Source organism: Escherichia sp. KTE31 (genome assembly GCF_000407925.1).
Lineage (GTDB): Bacteria > Pseudomonadota > Gammaproteobacteria > Enterobacterales > Enterobacteriaceae > Escherichia > Escherichia ruysiae.
Genome location: NZ_KE136726.1, coordinates 956,822 through 975,634 on the forward strand (window position 1 = coordinate 956,822; position 18,813 = coordinate 975,634).

General features: G+C 51.4%; 15 protein-coding genes and 1 riboswitch. Of the genes, 3 read left to right on the top strand and 12 right to left on the bottom strand.

Annotation, left to right across the window (positions count from 1 at the left end; all coding sequences use genetic code 11):
• Window positions 1-290 precede the first annotated feature (290 nt).
• Both murI and btuB read right to left on the bottom strand, forming a co-directional pair.
• The gene (gene murI / locus WES_RS01220; protein WP_016158809.1) at window positions 291-1,148 is read right to left on the bottom strand and encodes a glutamate racemase; all 858 of its coding nucleotides are present in this window, start codon (window positions 1,146-1,148) and stop codon (window positions 291-293) included.
• The gene (btuB, locus tag WES_RS01215) at window positions 1,093-2,937 is read right to left on the bottom strand and encodes a TonB-dependent vitamin B12 receptor BtuB (RefSeq protein WP_010356873.1); all 1,845 of its coding nucleotides are present in this window, start codon (window positions 2,935-2,937) and stop codon (window positions 1,093-1,095) included. Before btuB ends, murI begins: the two co-directional genes overlap by 56 nt.
• Before the next feature lie 64 nt (window positions 2,938-3,001).
• Window positions 3,002-3,193: riboswitch (cobalamin riboswitch) on the bottom strand.
• Between the two features lie 113 nt (window positions 3,194-3,306).
• Here btuB and trmA point away from each other — a divergent pair.
• Window positions 3,307-4,407 carry a tRNA (uridine(54)-C5)-methyltransferase TrmA gene (gene trmA / locus WES_RS01210; protein ID WP_000186993.1) on the top strand — a complete coding sequence of 367 codons (1,101 nt, stop codon included), beginning with the start codon at window positions 3,307-3,309 and terminating at the stop codon, window positions 4,405-4,407.
• 39 nt (window positions 4,408-4,446) lie between these two features.
• On the opposite strand, the gene WES_RS01205 is transcribed toward trmA, so the two are convergent.
• The 4 genes from WES_RS01205 to WES_RS01190 form a co-directional block, all read right to left on the bottom strand.
• The gene (locus WES_RS01205) at window positions 4,447-4,806 is read right to left on the bottom strand and encodes a YijD family membrane protein (protein ID WP_000806411.1); all 360 of its coding nucleotides are present in this window, start codon (window positions 4,804-4,806) and stop codon (window positions 4,447-4,449) included.
• The gene (fabR, locus tag WES_RS01200) at window positions 4,806-5,456 is read right to left on the bottom strand and encodes an HTH-type transcriptional repressor FabR (RefSeq protein WP_001309117.1); all 651 of its coding nucleotides are present in this window, start codon (window positions 5,454-5,456) and stop codon (window positions 4,806-4,808) included. The genes WES_RS01205 and fabR overlap by 1 nt, the downstream gene beginning before the upstream one ends.
• Before the next feature lie 103 nt (window positions 5,457-5,559).
• Window positions 5,560-6,876, bottom strand: coding sequence for a citrate-proton symporter (locus WES_RS01195; RefSeq protein WP_016158810.1), 1,317 nt, complete (start codon window positions 6,874-6,876; stop codon window positions 5,560-5,562).
• A 42-nt stretch (window positions 6,877-6,918) separates the two neighbouring features.
• Window positions 6,919-8,085 carry a M20 aminoacylase family protein gene (locus WES_RS01190; protein ID WP_016158811.1) on the bottom strand — a complete coding sequence of 389 codons (1,167 nt, stop codon included), beginning with the start codon at window positions 8,083-8,085 and terminating at the stop codon, window positions 6,919-6,921.
• Window positions 8,086-8,414: 329 nt separating this feature from the next.
• On the opposite strand from WES_RS01190, the gene sthA reads away from it, so the two are divergent.
• Window positions 8,415-9,815, top strand: coding sequence for a Si-specific NAD(P)(+) transhydrogenase (gene sthA, locus WES_RS01185; RefSeq protein WP_001120822.1), 1,401 nt, complete (start codon window positions 8,415-8,417; stop codon window positions 9,813-9,815).
• Here the strand turns inward: sthA and oxyR are convergent.
• From oxyR to argC, 6 genes are all read right to left on the bottom strand, one after another.
• The gene (gene oxyR, locus WES_RS01180) at window positions 9,798-10,715 is read right to left on the bottom strand and encodes a DNA-binding transcriptional regulator OxyR (RefSeq protein WP_001025945.1); all 918 of its coding nucleotides are present in this window, start codon (window positions 10,713-10,715) and stop codon (window positions 9,798-9,800) included. The two genes, sthA and oxyR, sit on opposite strands and share 18 nt — an antisense overlap.
• A gap of 251 nt (window positions 10,716-10,966) precedes the next feature.
• Window positions 10,967-12,250, bottom strand: coding sequence for an MFS transporter (locus WES_RS01175; protein ID WP_000382176.1), 1,284 nt, complete (start codon window positions 12,248-12,250; stop codon window positions 10,967-10,969).
• A 66-nt stretch (window positions 12,251-12,316) separates the two neighbouring features.
• Entirely contained in the window at window positions 12,317-13,531 is a 1,215-nt protein-coding gene (gene manD, locus WES_RS01170) for a D-mannonate dehydratase ManD (RefSeq protein ID WP_016158812.1), read from the bottom strand.
• A 483-nt stretch (window positions 13,532-14,014) separates the two neighbouring features.
• Window positions 14,015-15,388, bottom strand: coding sequence for an argininosuccinate lyase (argH, locus tag WES_RS01165; protein WP_001230104.1), 1,374 nt, complete (start codon window positions 15,386-15,388; stop codon window positions 14,015-14,017).
• A gap of 60 nt (window positions 15,389-15,448) precedes the next feature.
• On the bottom strand, window positions 15,449-16,225 hold the full coding sequence (gene argB, locus WES_RS01160; RefSeq protein WP_001362445.1) for an acetylglutamate kinase: 777 nt from the start codon (window positions 16,223-16,225) through the stop codon (window positions 15,449-15,451).
• A gap of 7 nt (window positions 16,226-16,232) precedes the next feature.
• On the bottom strand, window positions 16,233-17,237 hold the full coding sequence (argC, locus tag WES_RS01155; RefSeq protein ID WP_016158814.1) for an N-acetyl-gamma-glutamyl-phosphate reductase: 1,005 nt from the start codon (window positions 17,235-17,237) through the stop codon (window positions 16,233-16,235).
• Window positions 17,238-17,390: 153 nt separating this feature from the next.
• On the opposite strand from argC, the gene argE reads away from it, so the two are divergent.
• On the top strand, window positions 17,391-18,542 hold the full coding sequence (gene argE / locus WES_RS01150; protein WP_010353983.1) for an acetylornithine deacetylase: 1,152 nt from the start codon (window positions 17,391-17,393) through the stop codon (window positions 18,540-18,542).
• Window positions 18,543-18,813: the final 271 nt, after the last annotated feature.

The following is an 18,813-nucleotide window of genomic DNA, read 5'->3' on the forward strand; positions in this document are numbered from 1 at the left end:
GACGTTAAGAATCCGTATCTTCGAGTGCCCACACAGATTGTCTGATAAATTGTTAAAGAGCAGTGCCGCTTCGCTTTTTCTCAGCGGCGCGGGGTGTGCATAATACGCTTTCCCGCTACAGAGTCAAGCATTTTTTTGCTTTTCTCTGCCGGAATTCTCAGGAGAATCCCGCTGACCCGGCGGCTTGTCTGCCGTTGTTCCGTGTCAGTGGTGGCGCATTATAGGGAGTTATTCCGGCCTGACAAGAGGAAATTTAAAATAATTTTCCGACCGCGCAACATTCAACCAAATCAGCCTAAAACTGCCAATTTTTCGAGCGTTTTGAAGCCATAACGCTGTAAAACGGGCAATAATTGTTCTGCTTCTGGCGTCATATCCATGCAAAAGGCAATGTTCGCATCGGCAGATTTTGCCTCAGGAGCTTCATGTTCCAGCAGCCAGGCCGTTCGGCGCGCAATTGCTGCGCCAGAATCTACCAGTCGGGTTCCCTCTGGCAGCACCTGTAACAGTTCATCTTGTAATAGAGGGAAATGAGTACAACCCAGAACAACGGTATCTGGTGGCTCTTTCATTCTTAACCATGGGCGCAAGATACGCTTTAGCGCATCCAGAGAAATTTCTTCGCCATGCAGCTTCGCTTCAGCCAGCTCAACCATTTCTGCCGAGCCCAGCATCTCTATCTGGCATTCATTAGCGAAACGCGCAATCAGCTCATGGGTATAAGAACGTTTCACCGTACCGCGTGTTGCCAGCAATCCAACAATGCCATTAGCGGTCAAACGCGCTGCGGGTTTAATCGCCGGCACGACGCCGACAACCGGGAAAGCGAACTTTTCGCGCAAAGCAGGAAGTGAAACGGTGCTGGCGGTGTTGCAGGCCACCACAGCCAGCGCAAGGGGATAACGCTCTTGCACGGCAGTGACAATTTCCACTACGCGCTCAACAATAAACTCTTCGCTTTTTTCGCCATACGGGAAAGCGACATTATCGAAAGCATAAATGTAATGGAGATCCGGTAAGAGACGCCGGATCTCGTCATAGACCGACAGCCCACCGACGCCGGAGTCAAACACCAGCACGGTGGGACGTGGTTCAGAAGGTGTAGCTGCCAGACAAGGTGTATTCCCGTCCTGCAGTTTGGTAGCCATAGACTGTCTCGTAATCTTTGTCGAACAAGTTGGCTATTTTACCACGAACAGTCAGATGAGAGGTGACCGGATACGCAACCGCAAGATCCCACAAGCTCACACCGCCCATTTTAACGGTTTGATAAGGATAAGATGAGTAATCCTTATCATAGCGAGTGCCTAAATACTGATAAGTAATACCCCAGTCGAAGTCATACAGTTGCCAGTCGAGCTGATATTTCACCTGCTGTTTAGCGCGACGTAGCAACGGCGTGTCGGTAATCGCGTTACGCGCATCGACATAATCATAACTCACCGTATGCGTCAGCGGTCCGGTATCAAAATTGGCGGTCGCCTCGACGCCCTTAATCCGCGCTTTCCCTTCGTTGTAGTATTTCAGGGTGTGATCATCGTAATCGATCAAGTCACTAACATCGTTACGATATCCAGAAATACGCCAGTTCACTCCAGCAGTTAAGCCTTCAAACGCCCCTTCCCACTGTTTGCTTTTCTCAGGGTTCAGATCCGGATTACCGTAGAAGCCGTAGAGTTGCCCAAGATTAGGTGCCTTGTACGACGTGCCATAAGAAGCGATAAAACGATAGCCTTCGATGAATTCCCAACCGGCACTCGTTTGCCAGGTTCCATGACGACCAAACTGTGAGTTATCGTCGCTGCGTGCAGCACCTTCAAAGGTAAAATCGCCGACTTGTTGCAATCCGGTCAGATAGAGACCGGTGTTACGTTGATCATACCCATCCTCAACATAACCAGTACCCGGCGTCGTAGTCTGTTTCTGCCAGTCAACGCCCGCGCCAATATTACCGTGGCCAACGGTAACGTTATTTGCCCACTGGACGGTATATTGCTTCATTTCATCAAGCGTTGCGGACGAATCATAACGACCATAATGCGGATCGTAGTTGTAATCTTTGCTGTGGCTGTAGCTGGTAATCAGTTGTGATTTAATCAGCTCGCCGTTATAGCGCAGCCCGGCATCCCAGCTTTGGCTATAGAGTTTGCGAGTATCGAGCAGCGGCGAGCCTGGAGAATAATACGCGTCATAATTAGTACGATTATCATAGCCATAGCCGCGCACAAAGCCGCTCCAGGCATCGGTAAAATTATGTTCCAGCGCACCATAAAGCGTTTTGCTTAAGAAACCATCGTTATCTGGCTGCGCTTGCGTTCCGGTATTGCCATAGGCGACAACATCATAACCATGGGTATAAGCGTAATCGCCCAACAAGGTTACCCGAGTCTTATCCCCCAACTGCTGTTGCGTAGAGACATCGTAGTTCTGATAACTATTGCTTCCCCATCCCGCTGAAATTTCCGTTCCGGGTTCATCGCGTGTCGTGATGATATTCACCACCCCGCCTATTGCATCGGAACCATAAACGGCGGATCTCGGCCCACGGATATATTCAACACGCTGGACAAGCGCAATAGGGAACTGGCTAAGGTCAGCAGAACCACTCACCCCTGCCAGATTCAGGCGTACACCATCAATTAACACCAACACATGACTGGCGTTAGTGCCGCGAATAAAAATAGATGAGAGCTGACCTGAACCGCCGTTTTGGGTGATATCCACGCCCGGGAGACGGCGCAGCACATCATTGACTGAGGTCGATTGCCAGCGGTCGATATCCTGACGCGTCACAACGGTAGTGGGAGCAAGCACAGTGCTGCGCGGCTGTTCAAAACGGTTAGCAGTAACGACGAGAGTATCCGGGCTGGTATCCTGTGCCCAAGCGGAAAAGGCTGTGACAGAACACGCCGTCAGCAGCGAAGCTTTTTTAATCATTGTAAAGCATCCACAATAGAAGAAGGATGCCGCAGGTTTCATCAATATTACGCGATGATGAGAACCAGATGCGACGTTAGCCGGCAGGTCTTCGGGCTTGGAGGGGTATCTGAAGATACAAAGAGATGATGACTTCCCACCGGATGGCAGTGTCCGCATTACGCAATCATCGCACCTTTCCTTACCGCTGCGCGTCAGCTCCAGATTCGCACTGGATTCCCTATTAACTCACAGGACCGGCGAGAGGATGCTACAGGTTGTAACAAGTTGCTGTCCAGACGTAGCTCACAAATAGGAATACATCAAGATCTGGACATCTGATGAGCAATCCCTACAATCGCCGCGTACATTTCATTTTCAGGATACATCATGACCCCCGAACACCTTCCAACAGAACAGTATGAAGCGCAGTTAGCCGAAAAAGTGGTACGTTTACAAAGTATGATGGCGCCGTTTTCTGACCTGGTTCCGGAAGTGTTTCGCTCGCCGGTCAGCCATTACCGGATGCGTGCAGAGTTCCGCATCTGGCACGATGGCGATGACCTGTACCACATCATTTTCGATCAGCAAACCAAAAGCCGCATCCGCGTGGATAGCTTCCCCGCCGCCAGTGAACTTATCAATCAGTTGATGGGCGCGATGATTGCGGGTGTGCGCAATAATCCTGTTCTACGCCATAAGCTGTTCCAGATTGATTATCTCACCACGATGAGTAATCAGGCGGTGGTTTCCCTGCTGTACCATAAAAAGCTGGATGACGAATGGCGCCAGCAGGCAGAAGCCCTGCGCGATGCACTGCGAGCGCAGAACCTGAATGTGCATCTGATTGGTCGGGCAACGAAAACCAAAATCGAGCTGGATCAAGATTACATCGACGAACGTCTGCCGGTCGCAGGGAAAGAGATGATCTACCGTCAGGTGGAGAACAGTTTCACTCAGCCGAACGCGGCGATGAACATTCAGATGCTGGAATGGGCGCTGGACGTGACCAAAGGCTCAAAAGGCGATTTACTGGAACTGTACTGCGGCAACGGTAATTTTTCATTAGCTCTGGCGCGCAATTTTGATCGAGTATTAGCCACCGAAATCGCTAAGCCGTCGGTCGCTGCTGCGCAATACAACATTGCCGCTAACCATATTGATAACGTACAAATTATTCGTATGGCAGCGGAAGAATTTACCCAGGCAATGAATGGTGTGCGCGAATTTAACCGTTTACAGGGTATCGATTTAAAGAGTTATCAGTGCGAAACCATTTTTGTCGACCCGCCGCGCAGCGGTCTGGACAGTGAAACCGAGAAAATGGTGCAGACGTATCCGCGTATTTTGTACATCTCCTGCAACCCGGAAACACTGTGTAAGAATCTGGAAACATTAAGCCAGACGCACAAGGTTGAACGTCTGGCTCTGTTTGATCAGTTCCCCTACACGCACCATATGGAGTGCGGCGTGTTACTGACGGCGAAGTAAAACCCATGCCGGATGCGCCAGCATCCGGCATCTTACCGATTACTCAGCAACTTCCTGCTTACGGTTACGCATCTTCGCGCCAATCCAGAACACCATAATGACCGACAACACAGCCGGGAAGAAGTTAGAACCGATATCCGGATATTCCGCACGAACCACGGTGCTGTACAGCAGAACGCCGAGAATAAAACAGGCGGCAGCCAGCCCCGGCAAGCCTACTGGCATAGTACGATTAAGATAACGTTGATGCAGGCAGTAAACTGTCAGCACCAGGGAAATAATCGGGAATACAGAAAATGGCACAATGGAGCTAAACAGCGCCGCAAAAGTACCATTGATCGATAAGCCTGCAACCAGCGCCAGCAGCAGCGTACCTCTATCTTGATTTGCTTGTTTCATTACTCGTCCTTCACATTTCCCGGAATAATTGCGGTTTTTTCTTGTTCACGGCGATACCAGTAATAAGCCCCTTTCGAAATCATTCGCAGTTGCAGTACCAGTCGCTCTTCTAATTGCCGACGTTGTTCGACGCCGACGTCCAACGCCTCAGCACCCGCACTGAAGACAATCGTCACCATTGCTTCGGCTTGCGCTTCAGTAAACGCACGAGGCATATGGTTTTCGAGTTCCAGATAGTCCGCAAGTTCCGCAATGAAGTGCTGAATTTCACGCGCAACGGCAGCACGAAACGCAGCGGAAGTGCCGGAGCGTTCCCGCAATAATAACCGGAAGGCGTTAGGATTATTACCGATGAACTCCATAAATGTGGAGACCGAGGTGCGGATCACACTCCCGCCTTTGGCGATACGCTGACGCGCCTGGCGCATGAGTTGGCGTAGCATTAAACCGCTCTCATCAACCATGGTCAGACCCAGTTCGTCTACGTCGCGGAAATGCCGGTAAAAAGAGGTGGGAGCAATGCCCGCTTCACGCGCCACTTCACGCAAACTCAGGCTGGCGAAGCTGCGTTCAGCACTTAATTGGCTAAATGCGGCTTCCACCAGCGAACGGCGGGTTTTTTCTTTTTGTTGCGCTCTTACGCCCATCACAATGTCTGAATCCTTGCCAAAAGTACTGCTGGCACTATACCAGAGAATGAACATACTGGATTGCTCCAGTATTGTGAATGAACGGTAAGGCAATAAAACATATTTACTGCAACTCTTTGGCTGGTTCTTTCACAAACAACAACGCCAGCATCGACAGCAACGTGCCTCCGCCCAGATACCACGCCGGAGCCGTCAGACTCTCCAGTAACACGATAGATTGCGTGGCGAAATATTGTGCAAAACCACCAAAAATTGCCACACCAATGCTATAAACCAGCGCGAAGCCCAATGCCCGAATCCGTTTCGGCAATAGTTCGGAAATCAGCAACATTACCGGCACACCGCCAAGCGTAGTAAAGCTGACCATCACGAAAACCACCGTCAGCAACATGCCAGGGCTTGGGTAATTCACCAACAGCCAGAACGAAGGCCAGCTACAGAGAAGCACCATCACACGGGAGATTAAAATCAGCTTTTTACGCCCGACCGAATCACACAGCATCCCCACCAGCAGCGCCCCCACAAAGGTAATAACACCCGCCAGTAACATCGCTGCATGAGAATAATGTTGAGGTATAGCCAGATACTTCGCTGCCCAGGTGCCGTAGTAAAAAAGGGAAATATAGGTTGCGACTGTACTGCCAATAGCAAGCAAGATGCCGTTAATAATGGTGGATTTATGTTGCAGGAGCAGGGTAAACGCACTTTCGCTGGCAGCGGCTTTTTTATTGTGCACAGGTTCAGGCGCATCATTTTCCAGGCTCAGGCGCAGCCAGCAACCGATGGGTGCTAACAGCACACCAATAAAAAACGGCACTCGCCAGCCCCACTCCGCCATTACGGTCTCTGAACCTGTGGCCAACGGCAACCATGCACTCAAACCTAAAGCGACGATACCACCAAAGGTCGTTGCCAGCCCCTGAGTCGCCAGCGACCAGCTACTGTAAAAGCCGCGACGATTTGCCGGCGCAGACTCAACCAGCAAAGACATTGAGGCGCCGACTTCACCACCTGCCGCAACGCCCTGAATCAGACGCGCCAGCACCAGCGTTGCCGTTCCCCAATAGCCCGCCGTCGCATAGGTCGGCGCGATGCCGATCATCAGCGTACCAAGGCTCATCAGGGCAATAGTGAACACCATTGCCGGTTTGCGCCCGAAGCGATCGGCCCAGGCGCCAACAATAATCCCACCGAGCGGGCGCATAAAAAAGCTCACGCCAAAAGTCGCAAATGCCAGTAACAGCGCGACGTTATGATCGGCACTGGGAGGAAAGAAAAGTGTACTGATATAGACCACAAAAAAGTTGTAAACGCCAAAATCAAAAAATTCGAGCGCATTGCCAAACGCCGAGGCAAAAATCACCCGCTTACCGCTGGGCTTTTTCTTTACGCCCACCGATTCATTTACGATCGCCGTCATTCCATATTCCTTGCCAGAAAGTGTTGTTGTGTGTTGTTTTATTTATTGCAACCAGGCTTCCACCAGCGCGCCCCAGTAGCTACTTGCCGGCACCAGACTTGCATCGTTGAAGTCGTATCCAGGGTTATGCACCATGCAGGAACCTTCCCCGACATCACCATTACCGAACAACAGGAAAGCGCCTTTTGGCTGGGCCTCCAGCATGAAAGAGAAATCTTCACTGCCCATCAGCGGCTTGATGCCAAACTCAGCCCTGTCTTCACCAAACGTTTCGCAGGCCACCTGACAGGCAAATCTCGCTATCGCCTCATCATTCACTAATACCGGAGAGCCGTTAACATGCGTCACATCAGCCGTAGCGCCAAAGCTGACTGCCTGGGCTTGTGCCAGAGCAGGAATACGGGTCAGAAGAAGTTGCCGGGTTTCACGGCTAAGAGAGCGGACGCTGATTTTCATCTCAGCACTATCCGGAATGACGTTAGCAGCCTCACCCGCAACAATGCTGCCGACGGTAATGACCGCCGCTTCCAGTGGATCGACATTGCGCGACACAATGCTTTGTAATGCGGTGGTGATATGTGCCGCGACCAGCACCGGGTCGATGGCTTTGTGGGGGATCGCACCGTGTCCACCACAACCACGAACCGTAATGTGGAACTGATCCATTGACGCCATCAGCGCCCCAGGCTGGAAGTAAAACTTGCCAACCGGCAGGCCCGGCATGTTGTGCATACCGAAAATCACATCGCAGGGGAAACGGTCAAAAAGACCTTCTTTAACCATAATCTCACCGCCGTTGATCATCTCTTCGGCTGGCTGAAAGATGAGACGCAACGTGCCGTTAAAGCGGCGGGTTTCGGCAAGATAGCGCGCGGCACCCAGCAATATTGTGGTATGTCCGTCATGCCCGCAGGCATGCATCAAACCAGGTTGTTTGCTGGACCAGGGTTTGCCGCTATTTTCATAAATCGGTAACGCATCCATATCCGCCCGCAAACCAATACTTTTCTCTCCGTCGCCCACTTTTAAGGTGGCAACCACGCCGGTCGTCGCCAGCCCTTGCTCTACCTCATAGCCCCACTGTCGCAGCTTTTCTGCTACCAACGCGCTGGTTTGAAACTCCTGTAACCCCAGCTCCGGGTTTTCATGGATCCGATGGCGAATCTCGCGCAGTTCTTCCTCAAACCCACGAATATAGTGTTCGATCATCTGCTATTCCCTTATTTATAGATAAACAGGCTAATTGACGGATTTTATTGATGGTATAAATACAAATGCGCCATCAATATAAAATATTTATATATTTGTTTTATAAGAATATTTCACAAAGACAATAACAAAAAAGCACACTTCAGCAAGATAAAACTGCCAGTCACAAGAAAAAGCGATTAATAGTGAATTAATGAAATGAAAAAGGGGCAGACAACACAAAGGCCGCTCACGATATAGCCGGATAAATGACGGGGATCAATTGGCTTACCTGCGATAAAATGTTACCATTCTGTTGCTTTTATGTATAAGAACAGGTAAGCCCTACCATGCCACATTCCTACGATTACGATGCCATAGTAATAGGTTCCGGCCCCGGCGGCGAAGGCGCTGCAATGGGCCTGGTTAAGCAAGGCGCGCGCGTCGCAGTTATCGAGCGTTATCAAAATGTTGGCGGCGGTTGCACCCATTGGGGCACCATTCCGTCGAAAGCTCTCCGTCACGCCGTCAGCCGCATTATAGAATTTAATCAAAACCCACTTTACAGCGACCATTCGCGACTGCTCCGCTCTTCTTTTGCCGATATCCTTAACCATGCCGATAACGTGATCAATCAACAAACACGTATGCGTCAGGGATTTTACGAACGTAATCACTGTGAAATATTGCAGGGAAACGCCCGCTTTGTTGACGAACACACGCTGGCGCTGGATTGCCCGGACGGCACGGTCGAAACGCTGACCGCAGAAAAATTTGTTATTGCCTGCGGTTCTCGCCCATATCATCCAGCAGACGTTGATTTTACCCATCCGCGCATTTACGACAGCGACTCAATTCTTAGCATGCATCACGAACCGCGCCACGTGCTTATTTACGGTGCTGGAGTGATCGGCTGTGAATACGCATCGATCTTCCGTGGAATGGATGTGAAAGTGGATCTGATCAACACCCGCGATCGTTTGTTGGCTTTTCTTGATCAAGAGATGTCAGATTCTCTCTCCTACCACTTCTGGAACAGCGGTGTGGTAATTCGTCACAACGAAGAGTACGAGAAGATTGAAGGTTGCGACGACGGCGTAATCATGCACCTGAAGTCAGGCAAGAAACTGAAAGCAGACTGTCTGCTCTATGCCAACGGTCGCACCGGTAATACCGATTCACTGGCGTTACAGAACATTGGGCTGGAAACTGACAGTCGCGGACAGCTTAAGGTCAACAGCATGTATCAGACCGCACAGCCGCACGTTTACGCAGTGGGCGACGTGATTGGTTATCCAAGCCTGGCTTCGGCGGCCTACGACCAGGGGCGCATTGCCGCGCAGGCGCTGGTAAAAGGTGAAGCCACCGCGCATCTGATTGAAGATATCCCTACCGGCATCTACACCATCCCGGAAATCAGCTCAGTCGGTAAAACCGAACAGCAGCTGACCGCGATGAAAGTGCCGTATGAAGTGGGTCGCGCCCAGTTCAAACATCTGGCGCGAGCGCAAATCGTTGGCATGAACGTGGGTACGCTAAAAATCTTGTTCCATCGGGAAACAAAAGAGATTCTGGGGATCCATTGCTTTGGCGAGCGCGCTGCCGAAATTATTCATATCGGTCAGGCGATTATGGAACAGAAAGGTGGCGGCAACACCATTGAGTACTTCGTTAACACCACCTTTAACTACCCGACGATGGCGGAAGCCTATCGGGTAGCGGCACTAAACGGCTTAAACCGCCTGTTTTAACGCTTTATCGAAATGGCCATCCATTTTTGCGCGGATGGCCTCTGCCAGCTGTTCATAACGACTACGCAGCGGTGAGCCAGGACGATAAACCAGACCAATAGTGCGACGCGGTTCAGGTTTAATGCACGGCAGATAGACAATGCCGTCGCGTTTACGCTCCGGCGGCACTGCCAGCGCAGGCAGCAAGGTGATGCCGCTACCTGCCGCCACCATATTACGCAGCGTTTCCAGGCTGGTCGCACGGAAATGTGTATCTTCATCCGCCCCCGCTTCAAAGCAGAAGCCCATCGCCTGATCGCGCAGACAGTGACCATCTTCCAGCATCAGCAGTTTTTCCCCTGCCAGATCGGCCATTGGTACACATTCGCGGTTGGCCCACGGATGATCTTCGTAGATTGCCAGCAGCATTGGCTCATCAAACAACGGCACTTCAATGAATGCTTCGCTCTCTTTTACCAGCGCGAGGATCACGCAGTCGAGTTTGCCACTGTCCAGCTGCGTCAGTAACTGGTGGGTCTGCGCTTCATGCAGATACATTTCCAGCTTCGGGAAAGTCTGGTGCAGCATCGGGATAATATGCGGTAGCAGGTAAGGCCCGACCGTAGGAATCAAACCAATGTGCAGCGGCCCGGACATGGTCTCGCCCTGCTGGCTTGCCATCTCTTTAAGGACTTTCACCTCGCGCAGCACGGTACGCGCCTGATCCACCAGCAGCATTCCCGCCTGGGTGAATAACACTTTACGGCTGGTCCGCTCCAGCAACATCACACCCAGCTCATCTTCCAGCTTACGAATTTGCCCGCTAAGCGTCGGTTGGCTAACGTGGCAGGAATCTGCCGCTCGCCGAAAATGGCGGTGTTCGGCCAGTGCCACCAGGTACTCAAGATCACGAATATTCATTATCCATCCTCCATCGCCACGATAGTTCATGGCGATAGGTAGCATAGCAACGAACGATTATCCCTATCAAGCATTCTGACTGATAATTGCTCACAGAAACGGAGCGGCACCTCTTTAACCCTTGAAGTCACTGCCCGTTTCGAGAGTTTCTCAACTCGAATAACTAAAGCCAACGTGAACTTTTGCGGATCTCCAGGATCCGCTTTTTTTTATTTATTCCGACCCTCCAGCGGAGGGCCAGGCTGCCAGACTTACTCAATGCGATCTTTGACGATAAAGAAGTAACACAGTGCGCCAGTGAAGGTCACACAGGCTGCGATAACCAGCGCCAGATTAAATGAGTGCGTGGTATCCACCACCCAGCCGGTCACTATCGGGGCAAAGGAAGCAAAGACAAAACTACCAAAGTTTTGAATCCCGGCGATGGAAGCCACTTTTGTTTCTGACACCATCACCTGAACCAGTCCCCATGCAGATGTTCCCGCAAAATGCACACAGAACAGCGCCATTGAGATAAACGCCACCGCTTGCGCAGGCGAGGAAGATTGCACGACCAGCAACGTTCCTAATGCCGACATCATCAAACCGCAAACAATAGCCGTTTTACGCGTCTTCGCCAGGTCGTAGCCTTTTTTCGCCAGTCGATCGACAACAATACCGTTAACCCACATCCCGACCGCCGCCGCGAGGAAAGGAATCGCCGCCACCCAGCCCGTTTTCGCCAGACTGAAACCTTGCTCAGCCTGCAAATAGCCGGGTAACCACGCGATGTAGAGCCAACCGGTATAGTTAACGCCAGAGAAACCTAAAATCATCCCCCAGGTTGTCCGGTGCTTAAACAGCGCCAGCCACTCGCTAAATTGCAGCTGTGGACGCGGTTTAACCGGCGCGGAGAGATACGTCCGTTCTTCGTCGGTCAGGACAAACTGCGCCCGGTTGCGATACCACGCGTACCAGCAGATCCCAACCAGAATCCCCGCTACGCCGATGATAACGAACATCGCCCGCCAGCCCCATGCCAGTTGCATCAATACAAGAGCAGGAGGCGCGATGGCCTGGCCGATAACGGTAGATGAGTTAAAAATCCCCAGCGCCGTGCCGCGTTCTTTTTGCGCATACCAGTCGGTAATAGATTTCACTCCCGCAGGCATAAACGGCGCTTCGCCAATACCCAATCCAATACGCATTAAAATAAAGTGGCTAAAAGAATTAACCATTCCTGTTAATGCCTGCATTAATGACCAGAATATTAAACCTGCGCCCAAGACTATTCGTGGACCAAAGCGGTCTAGCAAAATACCGGAAGGAAGTTGTGAAAAACCATAAGACAGAGAAAATGCAGAAAGCAAAACGCCAAATTCTGTCGCCGATAATCCTAACTCGCCACGAATTGCTTCTCCTGCCACACTCAACGACGAACGGTCGAGAAAATTAACGATCCCCGCCATAAATAATAAAACCAACGTCACTGTCTGAATACGACGAATCCGTTGCGGTTTATTACCCGCAACACTGGTTGACACATCAACGTCCATTTTTAGCTCCTTGAGCGGAATTAATCGATTTGATGATTATTCAGAAAATAATTAAGCGAACCGTTATTACCAGTTCCACAATGTGCCATCTTCCAGTCGTGCGATGGGGAGATACGCCGGGTCATACGGATATTTCGCCGCCAGTTTCTCATCGAAAGAAATACCCAGCCCAGGCGCGTCGCCCGGGTGCATATACCCCTCCTCGAAGCGCCAGCTATGCGGGAAGACTTCAAGCATTTGTTCGGAATAGCCCATGTACTCCTGAACGCCGAAGTTTGGCACCCAGAGGTCAAAATGCAGCGCCGCCGCATGGCAAATGGGCGATAAATCAGAAGGACCGTGCGAACCGGTACGTACCTGATAAAGCGATGCGAAATCAGCAATCCGCCGCATTCCGGTAATGCCGCCTGCATGGGTAATCGTCGTGCGAATATAGTCAATTAACTGCTCTTCGATTAACTGCTTGCAGTCCCAGATACTGTTAAACACTTCACCGACCGCAATCGGCGTCACGGTATGCTGGCGAATCAAACGGAAACATTCCTGATTCTCGGCAGGCGTTGGATCTTCCATCCAGAACAGGCGGTAATCCTCAATGCTCTTTCCAAAACGCGCCGCTTCGATGGGGGTAAGGCGATGGTGCATGTCATGCAACAGATGTTCGTTAAAACCGAACTTATTGCGCACCGCCTCGAATAACTTCGGCGTGAAATCGAGATATTTTTCCGTCGACCACAACTGCTCTTCCGGCCACTGACCTTTGGTTGCCGGTTCGTACGCCAGCCCTTTGCCCTTCGCCAGGCCATAGGTGGTTTGCATCCCAGGCACACCGCACTGCACACGAATCGCCTTAAAGCCCATCTGCTGATGCTTCGCATAGTCTTCAAGGACTTCATCAATCGTGCGCCCGGTGGTATGGCAATAAACCATCACGCCCTCACGAGAAGCACCGCCAAGCAATTGATACAGCGGCATATTGGCTGCTTTCGCTTTGATATCCCACAACGCCATATCAATGGCAGAAATGGCCGACATCGTGACGGGGCCACGTCGCCAGTAAGCGCCTTTATAAAAGAATTGCCAGATATCTTCGATACGGCTGGCATCGCGGCCAATTAATTGTAGGCAAAGATGATCTTTCAGATAAGAAGCGACCGACAATTCGCGACCATTTAACGTGGCATCTCCCAGCCCACAAAGTCCGCTTTCAGTGGTTATTTTAAGCGTAACGAAATTACGCCCGGGGCAAGTAACAAAAACGTCCGCAGCAATAATTTTCATTATTGCAATCTCCTGTGTTGTAAATAGACGCTTCAAACTTAATTTTGCGCCTACTACCATACAAGAGAGAAAGGGTGATTATTCAACCGTGATCACATTAAAAATAAAAATTTCCGCCGAGGAGCAAAAACATCCTCAAATTTGACCTACACTATTAATCATCATCGTTAAAACAACGTGTTAAATAATCACATAATAAATACCATCAATCTTAAAAACAAACACAACAATAGAAATTAATTATATTCAATTAATTAAACTGTGTATCGCCTGGTATATTTAAAATATGATTTTTATAGAGAGAGTAAAGCAAGAATAAAAAGGCATGTAACAAATAATGGTTCTGGTTGGGCGTTAAATTTAAGGTCAACAGAATACTGCCTGATGCGACGCTGTCGCGTCTTATCATGCCTACAAAGTGCAACACTACGTAGACATGATAAACAAAGCGCATCAGGCAAACGCTCCATTCTCAGGGGAGCGTTACCCTAACCGAGCCTTTGCAAAAGCAATCGCCTGTGCCACCTGCTGCGGTGAAACACCGCCTTTTGCCGCGCGCTTGTCGAGGCACGATTGCAGCGACAGAATCGGATAGACATCTTCGCCAATCACCTGGCTGAATTTCTGCAACTCGGCGAGCGGCAGATCTTCCAGCGGTTTGCCCTGACGAATGGCTTCCACCACCGCCTCACCCACGATATGGTGCGCCTCGCGGAACGGCACGCCTTTCGCCACCAGGTAATCCGCCAGTTCAGTGGCGTTCGCGTAACCCTGCTGCGCCGCTTCCTGGCAACGCGGGCGTTTCACCTGAATACCGTCCAGCACCAGCGCCGCCATATGCAGGCAGTCCAGCCAGGTGTCGAGCGCGTCGAACAGACCTTCTTTGTCTTCCTGCATATCTTTGTTGTAAGCCAGCGGCAAACCTTTCAGCGTCATCATCATGCCGGTTAACGCGCCCTGCACCCGACCGCATTTACCGCGAATCAGCTCCAGCGCATCCGGATTTTTCTTCTGCGGCATTAATGATGAACCGGAAGTAACGCGGTCAGAAAGCTCCACAAATCCCGCTTCGCCGGTGTTAAAGAAAATCAGATCTTCGGCAAAACGCGACAGATGCACCATGCCGATGGCGGCAGCAGAAAGCAGCTCCAGCACATGATCACGGTCAGAAACGCTGTCCAGACTGTTACGTGTCGCCGAGGCAAAGCCCAGCCAGCCTGCTAACTGTTCACGATCGATTTCATAGGCCGTTCCCGCCAGTGCGCCACAGCCTAACGGGCTGACATCCAGACGCTTAAGCGCATCCTGCAAACGACTTTCATCACGCGCCAGCATCTCAACATAGGCCAGGCACCAGTGCGCGAAAGTTACCGGCTGGGCGCGTTGCAGGTGCGTGTAACCCGGCATTACCGCATCCTGATTGTTTTGCGCGGTTTCCACCAGCGCCGATTGCAGCTGCCGGTTAGCCGTCAGCAACTCGCCAACGGTATCTTTGCACCACAACTTCAGATCGGTTGCTACCTGATCATTACGGCTACGCCCGGTATGCAGTTTTTTGCCTAACTGACCCACTTTGTCGATCAGTTTACCTTCCACCCAGCTATGGATATCTTCGGCGTCGCTTTCAAGGATTTGTTGTGGCCTGGCGCGAACCTCTTCCAGCAGCACGTTCAGCGCCTCTTCCAGTTGCGCCTGCTCTTCTGCGGTCAACACGCCTACCGTTACCAGGGCTTTGGACCAGGCCACAGAGCCAACAATATCCTGCTCCGCCAGACGGTAATCAAAGCGCAGTGAGTCGTTGAATTGTTTGAACCGTTGATCTGCTGCCTGGGTAAAACGCCCGCCCCAAAGTGCCATAACTCTGTTTCCTTATTTTGAAATTCAATGCCGGAAAGCTGCGCCTCCGGCCAACAAAACTTAAGCTAAAATCCGCGTACCCATCGGCATACCGTTAAACAGTGCCGGAAGCTGTTCCGCATGACGCCAGGAGGCGATATCCACCGGGCGCCCCAGCGTGCGTGCAGCATCCAGCGCCGCATTCACTTTCACAATCATGCCGTCAGTAATAATGCCCTGCTCAATCAGTTGTTCTGCTTTCGCGGCGGTCATCTCAGCAATACGTTGCCCTTTGCCGTCGAGAATGCCGCTGACGTCGGAAAGCAAAATCAGATCCGCGCCCAGCGTTGCTGCCAGCGCCGTCGCGGCCTGGTCAGCATTGACGTTCATCAGTTGCCCTTCGTCCGTTACGCCAATGGAGCTAACCACCGGGAGATAGCCGTTTTCCAGCAACGTATTGATAAGCTTAGGCGAACCTGGCTGCGCCAGTCCAACATGACCTAACTCTTCATCAAGCTGGGTCACTTTGACGCTGTCGCCGTCACCAAGAAACAAACCTACGGCAGCAATCTGATGTTTCTTCGCCCACGCCAGCAGGGTTTTATTTGCCGTTCCCGCCAGCGCCCCGGTGATAATGTCTATCTGATCCGCAGGCGTCACCCGCAGGCCGTTTTTCTTTTTCACCGGTAGATTCAGCCCTTTCATCAGCTCATCCACCACGCAGCCGCCGCCGTGGACAATCACCAGCGGACGCTGATGTGACTCACGATAATTCACCAGTGCGCTAAACAGACGTTCCAGCGCCTCTTCACTATCCAGCAATACGCCGCCCAGTTTTATAATTAATGGATTCATGATTGCACCCTTAAATAAGAGACTGCGTTTGGGCATAGCCAAAACGAATATTGGCGCACTGTACCGCTTGTGCCGCCGCACCTTTCAATAAATTGTCTTCGGTCGCCACAATAATCAGATGCTCGCCCTGAACGGCAAACCCGATATCGCAGAACGGCAGCCCGACGACGTTTTTTAGCGCCGGAACGCCTTTGTCATACAGACGCACCAGCGGTTGATGGGCATACGCCCGCTGTAACGCTTGCGCCACTTGCGCCTGGTGCACGCCAGGCTTCAGGCGGCAAGTAATGGTTTCGAGAATGCCGCGCGGGAAATTGCCCAGATGCGGGGTGAAGATAACGTCAGCACCGAGATGCGTGGCGATCTCCGGCTGGTGGCGATGGGTAAAGACACCATACGGTTGCAGGCTAACTTCACAAAAGCTGTTTGAAATCGCTGCCTTACGTCCCGCTCCGCTCACACCGCTGGTGGCGTTAATCACCGGCCACTGACTGAGGTCGAGAAGATCGGCATCAATCAACGGTTTCAGCGCCAGTTGTGCCGCCGTCGGATAACAGCCCGGCACCGCAATCAAGTTCGCTTCTTTTAATTTATTGCCACACCACTCCGCCAGACCATAAGCGGCCTGTTCCAGCAGTTCCGGGTATTGATGGGTAAAGCCGTAATATTTTTCATAGAAGGCAGCGTCGTTAACACGAAACGCGCCGGAAAGGTCGAACACCACGCAGCCCGCTTCAAGAAATTGCGGTGCTAAATCGTGGCTGACTTCATGGGCGGTGGCGAGAAACACCACGTCCACCCCTGGGCTAAACTCGCTGATATCCGACATCGGCTGCAACGGCAGATCAACGATGCCTTTTAGCTGCGGATGCAAATCGGAGATTAACTTTCCCGCATCATTGCTTTGCGCTGAAACAGTCAAAGCGGTTATGTTCATATGCGGATGGCGATTTACATAGGTCACTAGCTCTGCGCCAGCGTAGCCGCTGGCACCCACAATCAGCGTATTCAACATCGGGGCTATTCACCTTCTTATGTCTGGTTGCCAGGTTAAACGTAAAACATTCACCTTACGGCTGGTGGGTTTTATTACGCTCAACGTTAGTGTATTTTTATTCACAATTACTGCATGAATATTGATACTATCATGACCAGAGGTGTGTCAACAATGAAAAACAAATTACCGCCATTTATCGAGATTTACCGTGCTCTGATTGCCACACCTTCAATAAGCGCCACGGAAGAGGCTCTCGATCAAAGCAATGCAGATTTAATCACTCTGCTGGCGGACTGGTTTAAAGATTTAGGCTTCAATGTGGAAGTGCAGCCTGTGCCAGGAACTCGCAACAAATTTAATATGCTGGCCAGTTGCGGACAGGGGGCTGGCGGCTTGTTGCTGGCGGGGCATACCGATACGGTGCCATTTGATGATGGTCGCTGGACGCGCGATCCGTTTACACTGACGGAGCATGACGGCAAGCTTTACGGCTTAGGCACCGCCGACATGAAAGGCTTTTTTGCGTTTATCCTCGATGCGCTACGCGATGTCGACGTCACGAAGCTGGCAAAACCGCTCTACATTCTGGCGACTGCCGATGAAGAAACCAGTATGGCAGGAGCGCGTTATTTTGCCGAAACCACCGCCCTGCGCCCGGATTGCGCCATCATTGGCGAACCGACGTCGCTACAACCGGTACGCGCGCATAAAGGCCACATCTCTAACGCCATTCGCATTCTGGGTCAGTCGGGGCATTCCAGCGATCCGTCGCGCGGAGTTAACGCTATCGAACTGATGCACGACGCCATCGGTCATATTTTGCAATTGCGCGATAACCTGAAAGAGCGTTATCACTACGAAGCGTTTACCGTGCCATATCCCACGCTCAACCTTGGGCATATTCACGGCGGCGACGCCTCTAACCGTATTTGCGCTTGCTGCGAGTTGCATATGGATATTCGTCCGTTGCCTGGCATGACGCTCAATGAACTTAATGGCTTACTCAACGACGCGCTGGCTCCGGTGAGCGAACGCTGGCCGGGTCGTCTGACGGTCGAAGAGCTGCATCCGCCGATCCCTGGTTACGAGTGCCCGCCGAATCATCAACTGGTTGAAGTGGTTGAGAAATTACTCGGTGCAAAGACCGAAGTGGTGAACTACTGCACCGAAGCACCGTTTATTCAGACGTTATGCCCGACGCTGGTACTGGGGCCGGGTTCCATCAATCAAGCCCATCAGCCTGATGAATATCTGGAGACACGGTTTATCAAGCCCACTCGCGAACTGATCACCCAGGTCATTCACCATTTCTGCTGGCATTAAAACGTAGTCCGGATAAGGCGCTCGCGCCGCATCCGGCACTGTTACCAAACTCTGGTGCCACAATAATGTTGGATGCGATGCTTGCGCATCTTATCCGACCTACACCTTTGGTGTTATGTATGGTGATTTTTTAACATTCCCATAAGTTACGCTTATTTAAATCATCGTGAATTTAATGGCGTAAATTCCTGCTAGTTATTCGTTTGCTGAAGCGATTTCGCAGCATTTGACGTCACCGCTTTTACGTGGCTTTATAAAAGACGACGAAAAG

Bases quoted from the DNA above. Each gene is read 5' to 3' on its own strand.
- murI (WP_016158809.1), bottom strand. From the start codon at position 1,148: ATGGCTACCAAACTGCAGGACGGGAATACACCTTGTCTGGCAGCTACA.
- btuB (WP_010356873.1), bottom strand. From the start codon at position 2,937: ATGATTAAAAAAGCTTCGCTGCTGACGGCGTGTTCTGTCACAGCCTTT.
- trmA (WP_000186993.1), top strand. From the start codon at position 3,307: ATGACCCCCGAACACCTTCCAACAGAACAGTATGAAGCGCAGTTAGCC.
- WES_RS01205 (WP_000806411.1), bottom strand. From the start codon at position 4,806: ATGAAACAAGCAAATCAAGATAGAGGTACGCTGCTGCTGGCGCTGGTT.
- WES_RS01195 (WP_016158810.1), bottom strand. From the start codon at position 6,876: ATGACGGCGATCGTAAATGAATCGGTGGGCGTAAAGAAAAAGCCCAGC.
- WES_RS01190 (WP_016158811.1), bottom strand. From the start codon at position 8,085: ATGATCGAACACTATATTCGTGGGTTTGAGGAAGAACTGCGCGAGATT.
- sthA (WP_001120822.1), top strand. From the start codon at position 8,415: ATGCCACATTCCTACGATTACGATGCCATAGTAATAGGTTCCGGCCCC.
- oxyR (WP_001025945.1), bottom strand. From the start codon at position 10,715: ATGAATATTCGTGATCTTGAGTACCTGGTGGCACTGGCCGAACACCGC.
- WES_RS01175 (WP_000382176.1), bottom strand. From the start codon at position 12,250: ATGGACGTTGATGTGTCAACCAGTGTTGCGGGTAATAAACCGCAACGG.
- manD (WP_016158812.1), bottom strand. From the start codon at position 13,531: ATGAAAATTATTGCTGCGGACGTTTTTGTTACTTGCCCCGGGCGTAAT.
- argH (WP_001230104.1), bottom strand. From the start codon at position 15,388: ATGGCACTTTGGGGCGGGCGTTTTACCCAGGCAGCAGATCAACGGTTC.
- argC (WP_016158814.1), bottom strand. From the start codon at position 17,237: ATGTTGAATACGCTGATTGTGGGTGCCAGCGGCTACGCTGGCGCAGAG.
- argE (WP_010353983.1), top strand. From the start codon at position 17,391: ATGAAAAACAAATTACCGCCATTTATCGAGATTTACCGTGCTCTGATT.